This is a genomic window from Mesoflavibacter profundi, assembly GCF_014764305.1.
Lineage (GTDB): Bacteria > Bacteroidota > Bacteroidia > Flavobacteriales > Flavobacteriaceae > Mesoflavibacter > Mesoflavibacter profundi.
On record NZ_CP061703.1, the window covers coordinates 2,452,283 to 2,473,425 of the forward strand.

Annotated in this window: 17 protein-coding genes; all 17 read left to right on the forward strand. The window is 34.3% G+C overall.

The window, feature by feature from the left end; translation table 11 throughout:
* Window positions 1–3 precede the first annotated feature (3 nt).
* Complete coding sequence (locus IFB02_RS11055; protein WP_027879791.1) at window positions 4–1,209, forward strand: efflux RND transporter periplasmic adaptor subunit; 1,206 nt, start codon at window positions 4–6, stop codon at window positions 1,207–1,209.
* A 2-nt stretch (window positions 1,210–1,211) separates the two neighbouring features.
* Entirely contained in the window at window positions 1,212–1,625 is a 414-nt protein-coding gene (locus IFB02_RS11060) for a Fur family transcriptional regulator (RefSeq protein ID WP_191072762.1), read from the forward strand.
* Window positions 1,626–1,686: 61 nt separating this feature from the next.
* Window positions 1,687–2,283 carry a mercuric transport protein MerTP gene (merTP, locus tag IFB02_RS11065; RefSeq protein ID WP_027879793.1) on the forward strand — a complete coding sequence of 199 codons (597 nt, stop codon included), beginning with the start codon at window positions 1,687–1,689 and terminating at the stop codon, window positions 2,281–2,283.
* On the forward strand, window positions 2,283–2,489 hold the full coding sequence (locus tag IFB02_RS11070) for a GDCCVxC domain-containing (seleno)protein (RefSeq protein WP_081653185.1): 207 nt from the start codon (window positions 2,283–2,285) through the stop codon (window positions 2,487–2,489). Before merTP ends, IFB02_RS11070 begins: the two co-directional genes overlap by 1 nt.
* Window positions 2,490–2,500: 11 nt before the next feature.
* Window positions 2,501–4,450, forward strand: coding sequence for a heavy metal translocating P-type ATPase (locus IFB02_RS11075; protein ID WP_191072763.1), 1,950 nt, complete (start codon window positions 2,501–2,503; stop codon window positions 4,448–4,450).
* A gap of 71 nt (window positions 4,451–4,521) precedes the next feature.
* Complete coding sequence (locus IFB02_RS11080) at window positions 4,522–4,935, forward strand: HYC_CC_PP family protein (protein WP_036122971.1); 414 nt, start codon at window positions 4,522–4,524, stop codon at window positions 4,933–4,935.
* Window positions 4,936–5,042: 107 nt separating this feature from the next.
* Window positions 5,043–8,750, forward strand: coding sequence for an efflux RND transporter permease subunit (locus IFB02_RS11085; protein WP_191072764.1), 3,708 nt, complete (start codon window positions 5,043–5,045; stop codon window positions 8,748–8,750).
* Window positions 8,747–9,982 (forward strand): TolC family protein, encoded by a 1,236-nt coding sequence (locus tag IFB02_RS11090; protein ID WP_106688413.1) that lies wholly within the window; start codon window positions 8,747–8,749, stop codon window positions 9,980–9,982. The genes IFB02_RS11085 and IFB02_RS11090 overlap by 4 nt, the downstream gene beginning before the upstream one ends.
* A 3-nt stretch (window positions 9,983–9,985) precedes the next feature.
* Window positions 9,986–12,271: a multicopper oxidase domain-containing protein gene (locus IFB02_RS11095; RefSeq protein WP_106688414.1), complete on the forward strand. Its 2,286-nt coding sequence runs from the start codon at window positions 9,986–9,988 to the stop codon at window positions 12,269–12,271.
* 52 nt (window positions 12,272–12,323) lie between these two features.
* On the forward strand, window positions 12,324–12,926 hold the full coding sequence (locus IFB02_RS11100; RefSeq protein WP_106688415.1) for a DUF3347 domain-containing protein: 603 nt from the start codon (window positions 12,324–12,326) through the stop codon (window positions 12,924–12,926).
* Complete coding sequence (locus tag IFB02_RS11105) at window positions 12,927–13,382, forward strand: heme-binding domain-containing protein (RefSeq protein ID WP_027879800.1); 456 nt, start codon at window positions 12,927–12,929, stop codon at window positions 13,380–13,382.
* Window positions 13,383–13,445: 63 nt separating this feature from the next.
* Window positions 13,446–15,950: a heavy metal translocating P-type ATPase gene (locus IFB02_RS11110; RefSeq protein WP_106688416.1), complete on the forward strand. Its 2,505-nt coding sequence runs from the start codon at window positions 13,446–13,448 to the stop codon at window positions 15,948–15,950.
* Window positions 15,951–15,968: 18 nt separating this feature from the next.
* Window positions 15,969–16,451: a DUF305 domain-containing protein gene (locus IFB02_RS11115; RefSeq protein WP_106688417.1), complete on the forward strand. Its 483-nt coding sequence runs from the start codon at window positions 15,969–15,971 to the stop codon at window positions 16,449–16,451.
* The gene (locus tag IFB02_RS11120; RefSeq protein ID WP_106688418.1) at window positions 16,441–18,219 is read left to right on the forward strand and encodes an efflux RND transporter periplasmic adaptor subunit; all 1,779 of its coding nucleotides are present in this window, start codon (window positions 16,441–16,443) and stop codon (window positions 18,217–18,219) included. The genes IFB02_RS11115 and IFB02_RS11120 overlap by 11 nt, the downstream gene beginning before the upstream one ends.
* Before the next feature lie 32 nt (window positions 18,220–18,251).
* Entirely contained in the window at window positions 18,252–18,746 is a 495-nt protein-coding gene (locus IFB02_RS11125) for a heavy-metal-associated domain-containing protein (RefSeq protein WP_106688419.1), read from the forward strand.
* A gap of 1,080 nt (window positions 18,747–19,826) precedes the next feature.
* Window positions 19,827–20,267, forward strand: a complete 441-nt coding sequence (locus IFB02_RS11130) for a DUF6943 family protein (RefSeq protein WP_106688420.1) — start codon at window positions 19,827–19,829, stop codon at window positions 20,265–20,267.
* A 125-nt stretch (window positions 20,268–20,392) separates the two neighbouring features.
* Entirely contained in the window at window positions 20,393–21,034 is a 642-nt protein-coding gene (locus IFB02_RS11135; protein WP_054851354.1) for a DUF6266 family protein, read from the forward strand.
* Window positions 21,035–21,143 lie beyond the last annotated feature (109 nt).

A 21,143-nucleotide genomic window follows, 5' to 3' on the forward strand; every position in this document is an offset into this window, starting at 1 on the left:
ACAATGAAAAATAAAATATATAAAATTCTTACCGTAATGGTGTTAACCATTTTTGTTTCAGCTTGCGGAAATAAAGAAAATCATAACGAGAATGATGGCCATTCCCACGATGAGGAAGAAAAAACAGAAGTTAATGAAGAACATAATGAAAGCGAAGAAGTAATGCTATCACAACAGCAATTCGATGCTTTAAAAATGAAAATAGATACGTTGGCATTACGTAATATGAGCGGCTATGTAGAAGCAAACGGAACGTTAGAAGTACCACCACAAAACGAAGCAGCTATTACTACTGTTGTTGGTGCAAATGTCGTTTCAATTGAAGTGATTGAAGGTGATAAGGTTAATAAAGGTCAAGTAGTGGCTTATCTATCGCACCCAAATATTATAAAATTACAAACGGATTATTTAAACGCTTATAGCAATAGTAATTTTCTAAAAAAGAATTATGAACGTCAACAAAAGCTGTATGAAGCAGGCGTTGGCTCTGGTGCTAATTTTCAAAAGGCAGAAGCAGAATATGATGCTTCAAAAGCAATAGTAAATGGTCTGCAAGCACAATTAAGAATATTGAACGTCAATACAACTTCTGTTCGTAATGGCACAATTTCACAGCGCATAGCATTGCGAAGTCCAATAGAGGGTTTCGTACAAAAAGTTGAAGTAAAAACAGGACAATATGTAGAGCCACAAACAGAGTTGTTTGAGGTAGTAAATACGCATCACGCTCACGCAGATTTTATGGTCTTTGAAAAAGATGTCCATAAAGTACAGAAGGGTCAAAGAGTAAACTTTACGGTACAATCTATACCAGATACAGAACTTACCGCAGAAATCTATTCCGTGAGTAAAACGTTTGAAGACAGCCCGAAAGCAGTTCACGTTCACGCAGAAATAGAAAACAAAAAAGGTAATTTAATTCCTGGGATGTATATTCAAGGTAAAATTCAAGTAAATAATACCCAAACTAAAGCATTACCGGAAAGTGCCATTTTTAAAGAAGGAGATAAACATTATATATTTTCAGGAGAAAAAGAAAATGATGATTGGAGCTTTAAACCTGTTGAAGTGATTGTTGGAGAAAAAGATGGCAAATGGGTAGCAATTAAATTTACTGAAGAAATAGATGAAAACACAAAATTCGCTTATAACAATGCTTATTATCTTATGGCAGAAATGAAAAAAGGAGAAGCGGAAGACCACGATTAATTATGGAAACAATAGAACAAGTATTAGAGTCAAAAAATATTCGTGTTACAGCAATGCGTATGTTAATTTATAAGTTTCTTGCAGAAAAAGAGATAGCGGTAACATTAAGTGATATTGAAAATGCTTTTGAAAAAGCAGACAGGACAACCTTGTACAGAACCGTAAAGACTTTTGAAGAAAAAGGCATCGTGCACCAAATAGACGATGGCACAGGGATAACAAAATATGCGTTATGCGAAGAGGGATGTAATTGTGATATTAAAAACGATTTGCATTTACATTTTCATTGTAATAATTGTAATGAAACAACTTGTTTAACTGACCATAAAATTCCACAAATAAAAGTGCCTAACGGATTTGTTTCAGAAAATGTAAACTTGGTTGTAAAAGGTATATGTGATAAGTGTAGTGGATAATAAATGCACTTCCATTGCACTGTTTTTAATTGCATTTTTGTAATCAAAGAATTAAGTAATTATGAAAAGTAAATTAGCGATAACAAGTTTGCTTACAGCAATTACAGCTTCATTATGTTGTATAACACCTGTTTTGGCTTTAATAGCAGGAACAAGCGGTGTAGCTTCAACTTTTTCTTGGATAGAACCATTTAGACCTTACTTAATTGGGCTAACAATAGTAGTTCTTCTCTTTGCTTGGTATCAAAAATTCAAGCCAGAAAAAGAAATAGACTGCGGCGAATGTGAAACGGATGAAAAACCAAAATTTATGCATTCAAAAACCTTTTTAGGAGTGGTAACAGCATTTGCAATTGTGATGTTGGCTTTCCCATACTACTCAAGTATGTTATATCCAAAAACCGAAAAACAAATCATAATAGTTAATAACTCAAATATCAAAACAACAGAGTATAAAATAAGTGGTATGACCTGTGCCAGTTGTGAAGCTCACGTAAACCACGAAGTAAATAAACTTAACGGAATTGTAAACTCAAAAACATCATACGAAAATGGTAACTCAATCATTGAGTTTGACGAAACTAAAACCAATGAATTGGAGATTGAGAAAGCAATTAATGCTACAGGTTATAAAGTAACTGATAAAAAAGAAAATTGATGCAAACCATATTAAAATCGGAAATCACTTGCCCTAACTGCGGTCATAAAAAAGTGGAAGATATGCCAACTAACGCTTGTCAATTCTTTTACGAGTGTGAGCATTGTAAAACGGTTCTAAAACCAAACGAAGGTGATTGTTGTGTGTATTGTTCTTATGGTACAGTTCCTTGTCCACCAATTCAACAAAACAAAAGTTGTTGCTAAAACAAAACTAAATGAAAAAAAAGAAAGTCAATTTAAGAGATTTAAAACCAAATTCAGAAGTGCAACACACGCATAATGATGGTCATAATCACGGTAATGGAAGTGCATTCAAAACCTACGTGCCTGCAATAATAAGTTTTACAATGCTTATCATTGGTATAGGTTTAGATTATTTTGATGTTTCATTCTTTAAGGATTGGATTCGTATTGCTTGGTATGGTATTGCATATCTTCCTGTAGGGTTTCCTGTTGTAAAAGAGGGTTGGATTAGTATTAAAAAAGGTGATGTTTTTACAGAGTTCTTTTTAATGTCTATAGCAACCATTGGTGCATTTGTTATTGGTGAATATCCCGAAGGTGTTGCAGTAATGCTATTTTATGCAGTAGGCGAATTATTTCAAAGTGCTGCTGTAAATCGTGCAAAAGGAAATATAAAAGCATTATTAGATGTTAGACCTAAAGAAGCCAATGTATTTCGTGAGGGAGATTATAAAAGTGTTTCGCCTGAAGTTGTCAATATTGGAGAGAAAATTCAAATTCGTGTAGGTGAAAAAATTCCATTGGATGGCATTTTATTATCCGAAAAAGCATCTTTAAATACAGCTGCGTTAACAGGAGAAAGCAAACCAGATTCCATTCAAAAAGAAGCAAAGGTTTACGCGGGTAGTATTAATTTGGAAAGCGTTATTGAAGTTGAGGTAACCAATAAGTTTGAAGACAGTTCTATTGCGAGAATATTAGACTTGGTTCAAAATGCAACAGCACGTAAATCTAAAACAGAATTATTCATCAGACAGTTTGCTCGTATCTACACACCAATTGTAGTGTTTTTAGCTATTGGTGTTACTTTTATACCTTACTTTTTTGTAGATGATTATGTGTTTAGAGATTGGTTATACAGAGCATTAATTTTCTTGGTAATATCTTGTCCTTGTGCGTTAGTGATTTCAATTCCATTAGGATATTTCGGTGGATTGGGAGCAGCTTCAAAAAATGGAATCTTATTTAAAGGTGCTTCATTTTTAGATGCAATGACCAAGATAAATACTTTGGTAATGGACAAAACAGGAACCGTAACTAAAGGTGTTTTTAAAATCAAAGAAGTAAAAGCAATTGATTGGAAAGAAACCGAATTTATGCAATATTTAATGGCGATGGAAGAACAATCCACGCATCCAATTGCTAAAGCAATTTTAGAGTATAAATCAGAAGGAGAAGATTTTGAAGCTCAAGACGTTTCTGAAATTGCAGGTAAAGGATTAAAAGGAATTGTAAATGGTAAAACAGTTTTAGTAGGAAATAAAGCCTTAATGACTGCGAATAATATAAATGTTCCAACGGAAACGGAATCTATTGTAGAATCGATAGTATTAGTTGCAATCGATAATCAATTTGCAGGTTATGTAGTCATAGCAGATGAATTAAAGGAAGATGCAAAAGAAACAATTACAGCATTACACAAAGTAGGCATTAAAAATATTATGATGCTTTCTGGTGATAAAGATTCCATTACTCAACAAGTCGCTAAAGAACTAAATATTGAAAATGCTAAAGGTGGTTTATTACCAGAAGATAAGTTAAACGAAGTTGAAATTTTAAAAAAGAATCCTGAAAATAAAGTAGCATTTATAGGGGATGGTATAAACGATGCGCCTGTTTTAGCAGCAAGTAACGTTGGAATTGCAATGGGTGGTTTGGGTAGTGATGTAGCTATTGAAACAGCAGACGTTATCATTCAAACCGACCAGCCTTCAAAAGTAGTTAGAGCCATTAAAATAAGTCGTTCTACACGCAAAGTAGTTTGGCAGAATATCATTTTAGCGTTTGGAGTTAAAGTTATTGTCTTGATATTAGGAGCAGGTGGTTTAGCCACAATGTGGGAAGCTGTTTTTGCAGATGTAGGAGTAGCATTATTAGCAATTTTAAATGCAGTTCGATTGCAGAAAATGAAATGGGATTAAGCAGATTAATCAATTAAACTTCTGTTAAACAAAATCAATAGTTGTTAAAATTTCGTAACTTCGCAATCAATATGAAGCAGATTTTCCATAAAATAATGTCTTTAGCAATGACTTTTGTAGTGTTATTCTCTACAATGTCATTTACTGTGAATATGCATTATTGTGGAGATACTTTAGTAGAATCTGCTATCTTTCAAAAAGCCAAAGGTTGCGGAATGGAAATGGAAAAGCCTTCAACCGAAGAATGTTCTATTACCAAGAAAAATTGTTGTGATGATAAACAATTAGCAATTGAAGGTCAAGACGAATTACAATTGCAAGTTGACAAAATCACGTTTGAGCAACAAGTATTCATCGCTTCATTTGTTTATACTTACATTAACCTTTTTGAAGGTTTAGACAGTAATGTATCTACCTACGAAGAATACAAACCACCACTCGTCATAAGGCAACTCTACAAGATTGACGAGACATACTTAATTTGATTTTTAAACAATAGACTCTTTTATCCTATGACTGCAATGTCGTAAGGATAATTTACTGTATTCGGTGTTTTTACAACACTATTGTCTAATTGTTTAAAATCAATCATATGCTAAATAAAAGCATCAAATTTTTAATAGAAAACAAACTCGTTGCAGTTTTACTACTTGTCCTTTTTATTGGATGGGGAACTGTTAATGCACCTTTTAATTGGGATACAGGATTTTTGCCAAGTAACCCTGTAGCAGTAGATGCTATTCCCGATATAGGTGAAAATCAACAAATCGTATTTACCAAGTGGGATGGTCGTTCCCCACAAGATATAGAAGACCAAATAACCTATCCATTAACCACATCATTATTGGGTATTCCTGGAGTGAAAACCATTCGTAGTTCCTCTATGTTTGGGTTTTCAAGCATCTATATCATTTTTGAAGAGGATATAGAATTTTACTGGAGCAGAAGTCGTATTCTCGAAAAACTTAATTCCTTACCAAGTGGTTTATTACCCGAAGGTGTTAATCCAGCGTTAGGTCCAGATGCCACAGGATTAGGACAAATATTTTGGTACACACTTGAAGGTCGTGATGAGAACGGTAATGTAACAGGTGGTTGGGATTTACACGAATTACGTAGTATTCAAGATTACTATGTTAAATATGCCTTGTCCTCTGCAAGCGGTGTTTCTGAAGTTGCATCAATTGGTGGTTATGTTCAAGAGTACCAAGTGGATGTAAACCCAGAACTAATGCGTCAATATAACATTGGGTTACATCATATTGTTAAAGCTGTAAAAGAAAGTAATAAGGATATTGGCGCACAAACCTTGGAAATTAACCAAGCTGAATATTTAGTTCGTGGTTTGGGGTATGTAAAATCCATTGCAGATATTGAAAATGCTGTAGTTGATTCTGAAAATTTCACTTCAATAAAAATTAAAGACATTGGAAAAGTTTCATTAGGTCCAGCAACAAGACGAGGTTTATTGGATAAAGAAGGTGCTGAAGTTGTTGGTGCTGTTGTGGTGGCTCGTTATGGAGCAAACCCAATGGAAGTCATTAATAACGTAAAGGAAAAAATTAATGAATTAAGTGCCGGATTACCTTCAAAAGTTTTGGCAGATGGAAGAACATCACAAGTTACCATAGTGCCTTTTTATGACAGAACAGAATTGATACAAGAAACTTTAGGTACACTCAATGAAGCCTTGACTTTAGAAATCTTAATAACCATTTTGGTAATAATCATTATGGTATTTAACCTTCGAGCTTCAGTACTAATATCTGGATTATTACCAGTTGCAGTTTTAATGGTATTTATAGCAATGAAGCTCTTTAATGTTGATGCAAACATAGTAGCCTTGTCTGGTATTGCTATTGCTATTGGTACAATGGTAGATGTTGGTGTCATACTTTCAGAAAACATCATTCGGCATTTAGATGAAGATAATGGAACACAATCCATTAATACTGTAGTTTACAATGCAACAGCCGAAGTTTCTGGCGCAATTGTAACCGCAGTAATGACAACAATTATAAGTTTTATACCTGTTTTTACAATGATTGGCGCTGAAGGAAAATTATTCAGACCATTAGCATTCACAAAAACCTTTGCATTAACAGCTTCAATAATTGTAGCATTGTTTTTAATTCCACCTTTTGCAGCGTTTTTATTCAGAAAGAAAAGCATAAAAACACATTTTAAATATGCTTTAAATGGTGTTTTAATAGTATTAGGGATAATAGCAATAATCTATGGTTATTGGTTAGGATTAATATTGATAGCTTTTAGTATCACAGCATTGTTAAGTACTCAAAATAAAATAACAGAAAAACAATCCAACTTAATTAATATCATAATATGTACAACTGCAATAGTATTTCTGTTAGCGGAATATTGGAGACCTTTAGGAGTTGATAAAAGTATCTTCTGGAACCTCATCTTTGTTGGTGTCATTTGCTTTGGCTTATTGGGTGTTTTCTCATTGTTTATCAGGTATTATACTCGAATTTTAAGATGGTGTTTAGATAATAAATTACTATTTCTTTCAATTCCAACTGCAATTGTCATTGCTGGTTTTTTCATTATGAAAAACACAGGCAAAGAATTTATGCCATCGTTAAATGAAGGTTCTTTTTTATTGATGCCTACTTCTATGCCACATTCTGGTGTAGAAGAAAATAAGCGTGTTTTACAGCAGTTAGATATGGCAGTTGCCAGTATTCCTGAAATCGAAACTGTAGTTGGAAAAGCAGGTCGTACAGAATCTGCATTAGACCCAGCACCACTATCAATGTATGAAAATGTTATTCAGTATAAGTCAGAATATATGCTGAATGAAAACCGAGAACGTCAACGCTACAAAGTGAATAATGATGGCTTGTTTGAATTAAAAGATGGTCGATTTATCGCAAATCCAAATAATACAGAAAATGTCACCTTGAGCACAGTCGAAAGGTCTCAACTCATTCCAGACAATAATGGCGAGTTCTATCGAAATTGGAGACCTGAAATACAATCACCAGATGATATTTGGAACGAAATTGTAAAAGTGACCAAATTACCAGGCGTAACGTCTGCACCAAAGCTACAACCTATTGAAACCCGATTGGTAATGTTGCAAACAGGAATGCGAGCACCAATGGGTATTAAAATAAAAGGGCAAGATTTAAAGCAGATTGAAGCGTTTGGAATGCGATTAGAAGATATTTTAAAACAAGCTGAAGGTGTAAAAGATGAAGCTGTTTTTGCAGACCGTATTGTAGGTAAACCCTATTTGTTAATTGATATTGATAGAGAGAAAATTGCTCGTTATGGCGTAACCATTGAGGAAGTTCAAAATGTTTTGAAAGTGGCTGTTGGTGGTATGGTATTAACACAGACAGTAGAAGGTCGTGAGCGTTATGGTGTTAGAGTTCGTTACCCAAGAGAATTAAGAGCAAATCCAACCGATTTAAAACAAATCTATGTGCCTGTTGAAAAAGGAAGCCCTATTCCTTTAAGTGAATTAGCGACTATAAAATATGAACAAGGTCCACAAGTAATTAAAAGTGAAGACACTTTTTTAGTTGGCTATGTGTTATTTGATAAAATGGATGGTTTTGCAGAAGTCAATGTGGTAGAAAATGCACAAACCTTAATTCAAGAAAAGATAGATAGTGGCGAATTGGTAGTCCCAAAAGGTATCAACTACCAATTTACGGGAACGTATGAAAACCAATTAAGAGCAGAAAAAACCTTGTCGGTTGTTGTGCCTTTAGCGTTGGCAATCATTTTCTTAATTCTGTATTTCCAATTTCGTTCAGTAGGGACATCACTAATGGTATTCACAGGTATTGCAGTTGCTTTTGCTGGTGGTTTTGTAATGATATGGCTCTATGGTCAAGATTGGTTCTTAAACTTCAATGTCTTTGGTGAAAATCTGCGCGATTTATTTCAAATGCACCCCATTAATTTAAGTGTAGCGGTTTGGGTTGGGTTTATTGCACTATTTGGTATCGCAACCGATGATGGAGTTGTAATGGCAACTTATTTAACACAAACATTTGATAGAAATACACCAGAAAATAAAAAAGAAATCAGAGCATCAGTAGTAGAAGCAGGAGAAAAACGTATTAGACCTTGTTTAATGACAACTGCTACTACCATATTGGCATTATTACCAGTATTAACATCTACAGGAAGAGGTAGTGATATTATGATACCTATGGCAATACCAAGTTTTGGTGGAATGCTTATAGCCTTAATCACTTTGTTTGTTGTACCAGCATTGTATAGCTGGAAAGCAGAAGTTCAACTTAAAAGAACATCAAAATGAAATATAAATCAATACAAATAAAAATCGTCTTGGCTCTTGGCTCTTGTTTCTTGAGTCTTTTTGCGAACGCTCAACAATTAGAAATACTTATCGATGAAGCCTTAACAAACAATCCAGAAATTCAAAAGTTTGAGTTACAATACAAAAGAGCTTCCGAAAAGGTAAACGAGGTCAACACTATTCCTAATACCGAATTTGGAGTTGGTTATTTTGTAAGTGAACCAGAAACTCGAACAGGTGCTCAACGCTTTAAGGTGTCTGCAAAACAAATGTTACCGTGGTTTGGTAATATTTCGGCAAGAGAAAATTACGTTAGTTCGTTAGCAGATGTTAAGTATGAAGATATTGTAATTGCGAAGCGAAAATTAATGTCTTCAGTTTCACAATCTTATTATAGACTATATGCTAATAAAGCAAAACAAAAGGTATTAACAGAGAATATCAATCTGTTAGAAACTTATGAAACAATGGCTTTGACTTCTGTTGAGGTTGGTAAAGCATCTGCAGTAGATGTATTACGATTACAAATGCGTCAGAACGAAATGCAACAATTAAAAGACGTATTGCACCAACAATTTTTAGCAGAACAGACCAAATTTAACAACCTATTGAATAGGGAAAATGATGTTACAGTCAATATGGTAGATAGCTTAATTATACCTTCTGAAGACTTTGATATTACTTTTGAAAAATTAGTATTGCATCCTGAATTACTAAAATTTGATAAACTCTATCAATCCATAGAGCAATCAGAATTATTGAATCAAAAAGAAAGCAGTCCAATGATTGGTTTTGGATTAGATTATATCAATGTTGCTGAAAGACCAAATATGGATTTCAGCGATAACGGAAAGGATATTGTAATGCCAATGGTTTCGGTATCTATCCCAATTTTCAATAAGAAATATAAATCCCAAACCAAACAAAATGATTTGCAACAGCAGGAAATTACTGCTCAAAAACAGGAACGTTTAAATGCATTGGAAACGCTTTTAGACAAGGCGATTAACGAACGCATTTCTGCAAGAATAAGTTATGCTACCCAAGCCAAAAACCTAAAACAGGCTAAAGATGCAGAAGACATTCTAATAAAAAGTTACGAAACAGGAACCATTGATTTTAATGATGTTTTGGATATTCAAGAGTTGCAATTAAAGTTTCAAATGAACCAGATAGAATCTGTGAAGACTTACTATGTGCAAAGTACAATCATTAATTATTTAATTAAGTAAACAATGAAAACATTTAACACAATACTTCTCTTATTCTTAACTTCAATGGCATTCGCCCAAGTTGGAACAAATGGTGAAGACAGAAAAGAAGAAGGACGCCCAATTAGAGAATATAACCTTACCATAGAAAAAAATGAAATGACGCTTGGAGGTGTCACCGCAAACGGAATGACCATTAATGGTGGAATTCCAGGTCCTACATTAGAATTTAATGAAGGTGACCTCGCTATTATTAATGTAACCAATAAAATGGATGAAGAAACCTCTGTACATTGGCACGGTTTAATACTTCCTAATTTTTATGATGGTGTACCTTATTTAACTACGCCACCTATAAAAGCAAATACTACATTTCAATATAGAATACCTATAAACCAATCTGGCACATATTGGTATCATTCCCACACGATGTTGCAAGAGCAAAAAGGAGTTTATGGCTCAATAGTCATTCATCCTAAAGAAAAGACCTTGGACTATGATAAGGATTTAGTCGTAGTCCTTTCCGATTGGACAAACGAAAAGCCAATGAATGTGTTACGAAACCTTAAACGGGGAAACGAATGGTATCAGGTTAAAAAAGGGACAGCAGTACCATTAAGCAGAGTTATTAAAGAAGGTGCATTAGGCGCACAATTCAAATTTTGGCGCGATAGAATGGAAGGTGCAGACATTGCGGACGTCTATTATCCTGCGTTTTTAGCTAATGGTAAAAAACTTGCAGAATATTCAGAGTTTAAAACAGGTGAAAAAGTACGATTACGTTTTATCAACGCATCTGCTTCATCTTATTATTGGGTGGATTTTGGTGGTGGTAACCCGATGATAGTTGCGAGTGATGGTGTAGATGTAACACCAGAATATAAAAACCGATTTCTTTTTGCAATTGCCGAAACCTATGATGTTATAGTAACTATCCCAGAAGGTACATTAGAAATTACCGCAACAGCCCAAGATGGTTCTGGCAACACCTCAATCCGTTTGGGTAGCGGAAAATTGTATCCAGCTACTGTAATAGACAGACCAGATAAAGTGGCTATGATGAAGCAAATGGCAAAAATGGATATGAAGATGGGTGCACCTGCAATGGTGGGCAATCACAAGAAAAAAACACCAGAGTTTTTGATGCAGACATATGGAATGAAGATGAAGATGGATATGAAAGACGGACAGATGAAGATGGATAATGATATGAATATGGAAATGAAAAAGGATGCGACGCCAATGAATCATATGATGTCTACAATGCAAAAGGACACCACTTCATTTAATTATGACACACGTAAAACCTATTTCAATTATGATTTTTTAAAGGCAAAAGAAAACACGACTTATAAGGCAGACATACCTGTAACCGACCTTTTACTTAATCTAACAGGTAATATGCAACGTTATGTTTGGAGTTTGAATGGCATACCACTTTCGGAAACAGACAAAATTAAAATTAAAGGTGGAGAGGTTACTAGAATTACTTTGAATAACCTAACAATGATGCATCATCCAATGCACTTACACGGACATTACTTTAGGGTCATCAATGAAAATGGCGAACGTTCCCCATTAAAACATACCGTCAATGTACCACCTATGCAAAAAGTGGTCATCGAATTTTATAACGAAGAATATGGTGATTGGTTCTTTCATTGTCACGTGTTATATCATATGATGGGTGGTATGGCAAGAGTATTTAGCTATGATACACCACGAGATGAAAGGATGAAACCTTATCCAGTACAAAACCTAATTGACGAGACAGACCATTACTATTCGTGGGGAATGCTTCGTGGAGGTTCAAACTTTAATGAACTTTTATTGATGTCAAGCAGCATCCGTAACGAATTTGCACTACGTGCCGAGTTTGATTATAACCAAAATGCCGAGATAGAAGTAAATTATAACAGATATCTCAATGATTGGGTACGCGTATATGCAGGCGTAAATACTGAAACTTCAACACCAGATTCTTATGATACATTCAATACTGTGGGATTGGTTGGAGTTAAATATTTCACGCCTTACAGATTTAATGTCGATGTGAGTATGGACCATCAACTGCGCCCAAGAATACGTTTAGACAGAGAACTATTGATTTTTCCTAGAATTTTTCTCGAAGGAGAATACGAATACAGAGCAGATTTTGGATGGGTTAATGAGTTAGAAAACAACAAATCTTATGAAGGTGAAACGCAATGGTTAATTGGAGCATCATACATCTTATCTCGAAATTTTTCAATTCAAGGGAATTATAATAACCGATATGGTTGGGGTGGCGGACTATTAGTTCGATTTTAATAATAAATAACAATTTTATATAAACAAATATTAATCTTAAAAGTAAGTCAAAATGAAAAAAGTAAAATTAGTAACAACAATTATGGTAATGGCTTTTATAAGCCTAACAACAATGTCTTGTAAAGACGCAAAAAAAGAACATAACAACGATGAAGGTCATAATACAGAAATGAATCACGACAATAGCGATGGTCATCACGATGGTAAGAAAAAGAAAATGGCAATGAATGGAGATACAAATTCTCAAACAATATTAAATGACTATTTCAATTTAAAGGATGCCTTAGTGGTAGATGATAATGCCAAAGCTAAAGAATTGGGTGCAACCCTCGCAACGTCATTAGGAAAGCTTGACATTTCAAAATTTACAGATGCCCAGCAGTCAGAATTAAAGGACATTATCGAAGATGCTACGGAACACGCAGAACATATTTCAGAAAGTCCAATAGCACATCAACGTGAGCACTTTAAAGTTTTAAGTAAGGATATTACTGATATGGTAGCTATTACAGGAACACAAGTAAAACTATATGAGCAATTTTGTCCAATGTACGATGGTGGTTCAGCTTGGTTAAGTATGAGCAAGGATATTAAGAATCCCTATTATGGAAGCAAGATGTTGAACTGTGGAAAAGTCCAAAAGGAAATTAACTAAATGAAGATTTTAAAAATCATAGCAATAGTGTTGTTGGTGGCGTTTGTGGGGATTCAATTTATCCCCACAACGCGCAACCAAAGTGAAGTTGTTCCAAAAACCGACTTTATGTTGGTAAATGATGTCCCAAATGATATCAAGAACAAATTACAAGTCTCTTGCTATGATTGCCACAGTAACAATACAATATATCCTTGGTACAATAAGGTGCAACCGGTAGCCTGGTTTCTTGAAGACCATATCAAAGAAGGCAAGGCAGAATTAAATTTTAATGAATGGGATGATTATTCAAATAGAAGAAAAAACAGTAAACTAAAATCCATCATCAATCAAATTGAAAATGGCGAAATGCCCCTTTGGTCTTATACGCTAATTCACAAAAATGCCCTTTTATCGACAGGTGAAAAAGAACTTATAATTGGTTATATGAAACAAATTAAAGATAGTTTAAATTAAAATTCTGATATAAGTAGAATGGATTAGTTCATTTTTCTTTAAAGAAAAGAAAAAATAAATTCAATGAAACACACATATCACATACACGGAATGACCTGCAACGGTTGTCGCAGTCACGTTGAGGAAACACTTTCTAAAGTAGAAGGCGTTTCAAAAGCAACAGTCGATTTAGAAAAGGCAGAAGCTACCATAGAAATGGAATCACACATACCTATAGAAACATTTCAAGAAGCCTTAAAAAAAGATAGTGATAGATACACTATCCATAATCAAGGTGAACATCATCATCATCATACCAAAGGTAAAAAGGAAAAGCAACAAAAAGGGAAAGGCACAGGCACATTTTATTGTCCTATGCATTGCGAAGGCGATAAAACTTATGATAAACCAGGCGATTGTCCTGTTTGCGGAATGGATTTGGTGGAAGAACAAAATCTATCAGCAACTTCAAAGGAACAATGGACGTGTCCGATGCATCCAGAAATTGTAAAAGAAGAAGCAGGTTCGTGTCCTATTTGTGGGATGGATTTAGTCCCAATGGAAGCAGATAGTTCAGCAGAAGAAAAAACGTATAAAAAGCTATTAAAGAAATTTTGGATTGCCACAGCATTTACCTTGCCCATTTTCTTAATGGCTATGAGCGAAATGCTCAATAACAATCCGTTGTACGATATAATGGAACAGAAATATTGGAACTGGATTCAGTTTGTTTTATCCATTCCAGTTGTCTTTTACGCTACGTGGATGTTCTTTGAGCGTGCTTATAGAAGCATAAAAACGTGGAATCTCAATATGTTTACACTTATTGGGATTGGTGCAGGTGTGGCTTGGTTATTTAGTGTATTTGGGATGTTGTTTCCAGATGTATTTCCTGAACAATTTAAAACTGAATCAGGCGCAGTTCACGTCTATTTTGAAGCAGCAACTGTGATTTTAACGTTAGTGCTTTTAGGTCAGTTGTTAGAAGCTCGTGCCCATAGTAAAACCAATTCGGCAGTAAAAGAACTGTTGAAATTAGCACCTAATAAGGCCATAAAAATAGTAGATGGTGAAGAAGTTGAAGTCAGTATTGACGAGATAGAACTTAATGATATTCTAAAAGTAAAACCAGGAGATAAAATTCCTGTAGATGGTGTGATAACTGAAGGCGAAACAACTATTGATGAATCTATGATTACAGGCGAACCTATTCCTGTAAACAAATCTCAAGAAGATAAAGTAAGTAGCGGAACCATTAATGGGAATCAATCCTTTTTAATGAAAGCAGAAAAGGTAGGAAGTGACACTTTATTATCACAAATCATTCATATGGTTAATGATGCCAGTAGAAGTCGTGCACCTATTCAAAATTTAGCAGATAAAGTTTCAGGCTATTTTGTGCCAGTTGTAGTTCTTATTTCTATTATCACATTTATTGTATGGTCTATTTGGGGACCAGAACCAGTTTATGTGTATGCGTTTGTCAATGCAATTGCAGTACTAATCATTGCTTGTCCTTGTGCTTTAGGTTTAGCAACACCAATGTCTGTAATGGTTGGTGTGGGTAAAGGTGCTCAAAATGGTGTATTGATTAAAAATGCTGAAGCTCTTGAAAAAATGGATAAGGTAAATACACTTATAGTTGATAAAACTGGAACTATTACAGAAGGAAAACCAACGGTAGAAACAGTAGGTGCTTTTAGTGATACTTTAAACAAAAATGAGCTACTTCAATACATCGTTTCATTAAATACCAATAGTGAACATCCTTTGGCAGAAGCGACAGTTAAATATGGAAAGGAACATAACGCAGAAATTTTAAATTCCGAAGATTTTAGTGCTGTCACAGGAAAAGGTGTTGAAGCTATAATAAAAGATAAAAAAGTAGCATTAGGAAATCCTAAAATGATGGAATATGCCAAAGCAGATATTACTTCTAAAATGAAAGACGAAGCAAAATCTTATCAAAAACAGGGTAAAACAGTTTCTTATTTGTCAATAGATGAAACCGTTGTAGGATATGTAGTTATAGGAGATAAAATAAAAGAAACAAGTGCCAAAGCGATTAAAGCACTTCAAGATAAAGGCATTGATGTTATAATGCTTACAGGCGATAATCACGATACTGCAAAAGCAGTAGCATCAGAACTAAATCTTGCAGATTTTAAAGCCAGTATGCTACCAGAAGACAAACTCAAAGAAGTAGAGAAACTACAAAAAAATGGAAAAGTAGTTGCTATGGCAGGTGATGGCATTAATGATGCACCAGCATTGGCAAAAAGTGATGTAGGTATTGCAATGGGTACGGGAACAGATGTAGCGATAGAAAGTGCTATGATAACACTCGTAAAAGGCGATTTACACGGTATTGTAAAAGCAAAAAATTTAAGTAATGCTGTAATGAAGAACATTAAGCAGAACCTATTTTTTGCACTTATTTATAACACTTTAGGTGTGCCTATTGCAGCAGGAGTTTTGTTTCCATTCTTTGGAATATTGCTCTCGCCAATGATAGCAGCTTTAGCAATGAGTTTTAGCTCTGTTTCAGTTATTGGAAATGCACTACGATTAAGAACAATTAAAGTTTAACTATAAAATCAAATAATTATGGAAAATTCAAAAGAACACTCAAACAAAGGAAATTACAAAACCTTCTTTATAATGTTGGCTTGCTCATTTGTAGCAATGTACATCACAATGTATCTAAACACCTATGCAATAGACCACGTGTGGTTTAGCTTAACCCGATTTTATATGACCTGTTTAGGTATTTCAGCAATGGCAGTAATAATGTGGTTTTTTATGCGAAAAATGTATAATGATAGAAAGAAAAACATAGCCATACTTGCAGGTAGTTTTATCCTGTTTGTAGGTGCATTAGGATTAGTAAGAACACAAGCACCAATTATTGGTGACGTACTATGGATGAAAGCAATGATACCACATCATTCTATCGCTATTTTAACAAGTGAAAGAGCAGATATTCAAGACCCAGAAGTTAAAAAATTAGCAGAAGACATTATAAAAGCACAACGTAAAGAAATAGAAGAAATGAAAGCAATGATAAAACGATTAGAGAATGAAAAATAATAAAATAGTCATATATATTGGCATACTCGTAGTAGGTGTGTTATTGGGTTGGTTGCTTTTTGGTGGCTCATCAAATGAAGAAATAGACCATAATCACGATGCGGTTGCAGCAACCAATCAAATTTGGACGTGTTCTATGCATCCACAGATTATGCAACCAGAGCCAGGCGACTGCCCCATTTGTGGTATGGATTTAATTCCTGCGGAAAGCGGAAGTGATGGCTTAATGGCAGACCAATTTAAACTAACAGAAAATGCGATGGCATTAGCCAATATTCAAACAACTGTTGTAGGCAAGGGAAATGTTGAAGGCAACACCATAAAGTTATCTGGTAAAATTGCTGAAAACGAAGAAGCCAATGCAGTACAGGTAAGTTATTTCGCTGGAAGAATTGAACGTTTGAATGTGAGTTTTACAGGCGAAGAAGTTCGTAAAGGTCAATTATTGGCAACCATTTATTCGCCAGAACTCTATGCAGCACAACAAGAATTAATCACAGCAGCTTCTTTAAAAGAATCTCAACCTGCTTTATACAAAGCAGTCCGTAATAAATTGAAATTATGGAAACTCTCTGAAAATCAAATCAACCAGATTGAAGAAACAGGAAAAGTAAAAGAAAACTTTCCTGTTTATGCAACCGTTTCGGGTACTGTTACAGAAAAATTGGTAGAGCAAGGCGATTACATCAAACAAGGACAACCCTTATTAAAAATTGCCAATCTCAACACAGTTTGGGGAAACTTTGATGTGTATGAAAATCAGATTGACCGCTTTAAAAAAGGACAGGAAGTGATGATAACAACCAATGCTTATCCTAATAAAGAGTTTAAAGGTAAAGTTGATTTCATTGACCCAGTTTTAAACACGAAAACAAGAACTGTAACCTTACGTGTTGTTTTAAGCAATAAGGACGATGTATTTAAACCAGGAATGTTTGTAACCGCAAATATTGAAGGCAGTACAGCTAAAAATGATGAAGTATTATCAATTCCTGCATCTTCTGTATTATGGACAGGTGAACGTTCTGTGGTGTACCTTAAAACAAATCCAGACCAACCTATTTTTGAAATGCGTGAAATTAAATTAGGCAATCAAATTGGTAATGAATATGAAGTTGTAGAAGGTTTATTTGTTGGAAATGAAATAGTGACTAACGGAACATTTACGGTTGATGCAGCAGCACAATTACAAGGCAAAAAGTCTATGATGAATAAAGATGGTGGTAAAGTAATGACTGGACACGAAGGTCATTTAGGTATGGATAACAATGCATCTAACAAAGAAAGTGACCACACTAATATGAATGAGCGTTTGGAAGTATCAGAGAAATTTCAACAACAGTTAAATAGTGTTTACAATGCGTATATCAATTTAAAAGATGCTTTAGTAAAAGAAGATTCAATAAGTACTTCAGCAAACGCAACAACTTTATTAAATAAATTGAACAAAGTAGATATGAAATTGTTGTCAGATAATAAGGCGCATAACCATTGGATGTCATTAGAAGGCGAAATAAAATCTTCTGCAACTTCAATTTCTGAAACGTCCGATATAAAATCACAAAGAGACCATTTTAAACATTTATCATCACATCTAATCAATGCTGTACAACTATTTGGTATCAATGAAAAGGTCTATGTAGAATTTTGTCCAATGGCAGATAACAATAATGGTGCTTATTGGTTAAGCAAAGAAGAAAAAGTAATCAATCCATACTTTGGCGAAGCAATGCTAACCTGTGGTGAAGTAAAACAAGTAATAGAATAATAAATCAAGTAATAACAATTAAATTTTAAACAATGAATTTTTCAAAGAAAAATCACGAACACAAAAACAAAAATGTAATCGACGTGAGTAAAAAAGTAATTTTAAGTGTAGCTGTAATAGCAGCATTAGGTTTAACAAGTTGTAAAAACGAAACCAAAAAAGAAACAGAAACCACAACTACTGAAATGTCAAAAGATATGGCAATGACAGACCTGTCTTTTGGTGTAAGAGGAAATTGCGGAATGTGTAAAAACACTATCGAAAAAGCAGCTAACGGTGTTGAAGGTGTTACAAGTGCTAATTGGGATGTCGATAAAAAGAAGATTGATGTGTCTTTTGATGATACAAAAACCGATGCAATGGCAATCCATAAAGCAATCGCAGCTTCAGGATATGATACCGAAAAAGTAGCAGGTGATGAAGAAGCATATGATGGTTTACCAGGTTGTTGTAAATACGACCACGAAATGATGATGAATCAATCTGGTGAAGAAGAAAGTGATGACCATTCAAATCACGACCATTAAGCAATAATGAAAGAGTCTTTTTCGGAAGGCTCTTTTTTATTCCCCACAACCCAAAACCCAGTTTTTTCGTACCTCAAAATCCTCTGTCTTTTGTGTTGTTCCGCTCACCTAACAAGTTTAGCGTTTTTTTGTCTTTAAGGTAATAGCATATTACAGCTTTGGTTTTCATAAAATCAAACCAAACTGCAATAAGCTATTCTGTTATTATTATATCATAAAACCCTAAACTCACCCAAGCTATGTTACATAATACAAGTTATAGTAGCAAAAATCCTTTCAAGGGTTTGCTATCGCAGCATTCTTATATTTTCGTAGCTATAACTGGTATTATGTAAAATATCCGCAATTCCAACGCGCAATTCCGAACATTTAACCACATTTTGAACTAACATTAAACATTTAAACATTTTAAGGTTTCTGTTAATTGATAATAATATTCGTTATCTCATTCAAGCTGCACAAAACCATCGTTAAGTCCAAGTATTCCTTACCTCAAGTCTTTGTTTGTTTCATTTCGTTAACAAATATTAAAGTCCACTTTTCCCCACAACCCAAGTCAGCGGTTATAAAAAAATAGGTTTATAAAGTGTAGTGCTACGCCATAGCATATTGCTTTTTCTCGTGCCTCAAAAAAACAAAAAGCTATTGTCTAAAAGTCCTGTATAAGTAGCTTGTTTAAATGCTGTTTTATCAAACAACTATTTAAAATGCTACCCATACAAACGCTTCACCCAACGCTCAGTACGGTACTAAAACCTATTTTTTTAAGTGTTAATTCCCCAGAAAAGTTAAAGGCATTTTCAATCAAGTTTAACTAATTTGAAAATTTAAAATAAAAAAGATGGCAAATATATGTGGCTACCTCTGCCAACCGCACAAGGCTATAAAGGTCAAGCCCTACGGGTTTTGAATAAAACTTTTTTCAAAACCCTTTTTCTTTTGATTTAGTCATTCAATAAAAAAACTTTTATCCAAAAACCTTGACAGCCTAACCCACGCCACAACAACTATGGCTATCTTTTTTCTTTTCAAAAAAAAAATGGCGCGAAGCGTAGCGAAGCAATTTTAAATTGGATAGCTATGTCAACTTTTGAACTAAAAACACACCAAGTCGGAAAAGCTTACTCAAACCCTCATTTTTTTATACTTAACAAAGGGCTAAACAGCGGAAAAACACTCTTAAAATCCTGTGCTAACTGTTTCGTTGTCACTACTACAACAGAAGAGGTAAAACACACACTTTTTCACTTATCTATGATGTTACAAATAGGCGGTTTTTACGCTTACCATTTAAAAGGAAGTGTAATTCCGTTTATTTCAATAGATGATTGCAGAAATACTCTAAAAAATAGTTTTATATCATTAATAAATAATGAATTTCAATTGCAAAAGCATATTAATATAGTGTCAGCGATTAGTAAAAAAGAAGCCGAACTTCAAAAAGTCATTTCAAAAATGGCAGATTTGAAAGTATCATACATTCAAAGTTTATTTTCTAAAATGCAAAAAGAAGCAATCTAAAGCAACAAAATCCATATCTAACGAATAGCATAAAACTTGCCATATATTCAGTCGGAAGGTACAACTTCGTGTTAAGTCCGTATCAAGTCCGAAGAAAAATAAGTTTCATTTAAATTATTTATGTTATGGGTAAAATTTCCCAAGGTATTTTAGGAGGGCTTTCAGGTAAGGTTGGAAACGTTATCGGTGGAAGCTGGAAAGGAATTGATTACATTAGAATTAAACCCTCAAGTGTAGCCAATCCAAGAACTGTTGGTCAAGTAAACCAAAGAACAAAGTTTACTGCCACTTTAGAATTTTTACAGGCTGTAAAGCCTTTTATTAAGTTAGGGTATAAAGGATTAGCAGTTAAGAAAACAGAATTTAATGCTGCAATGTCGTATGTGTTGAATAATGCGATTACAGGTACAGAACCTAACTTTGTTGTTGACTATCCAAACGCTTTAGTAAGTCGCGGGGGTTTATCTGGTGCGTTAAACCCGACGACTGATTTAGCAACTGCTGGAGAAGTAACTTTTGGGTGGGATGATAACTCTGCCGAAGGTAACGCAAATGCAACTGATAAAGCGATGTTGTTGGTTTACAATCCCTCAAAAAAGGAATCTATTTCTTTACTTGATGGAGCAGACAGAACAGTAGGTTCTCAAATTGTTTCAATCCCAACAACTTATGCAGGAGATACGGTAGAGCTATTTATGGCGTTTATTACTGCTGATGGTAGTCAAGTATCAAACAGTATTTATTTAGGCTCTGGTACAGCTAATTAATGCTTGGTGTTTTTATTTGGAAACCGCTCTAATCGAGCGGTTTTTTTTGTGCTATATTAGTAGCTCAATTTATTGATGTTTACTCTTTATTTATTCTTTTTATGTATTT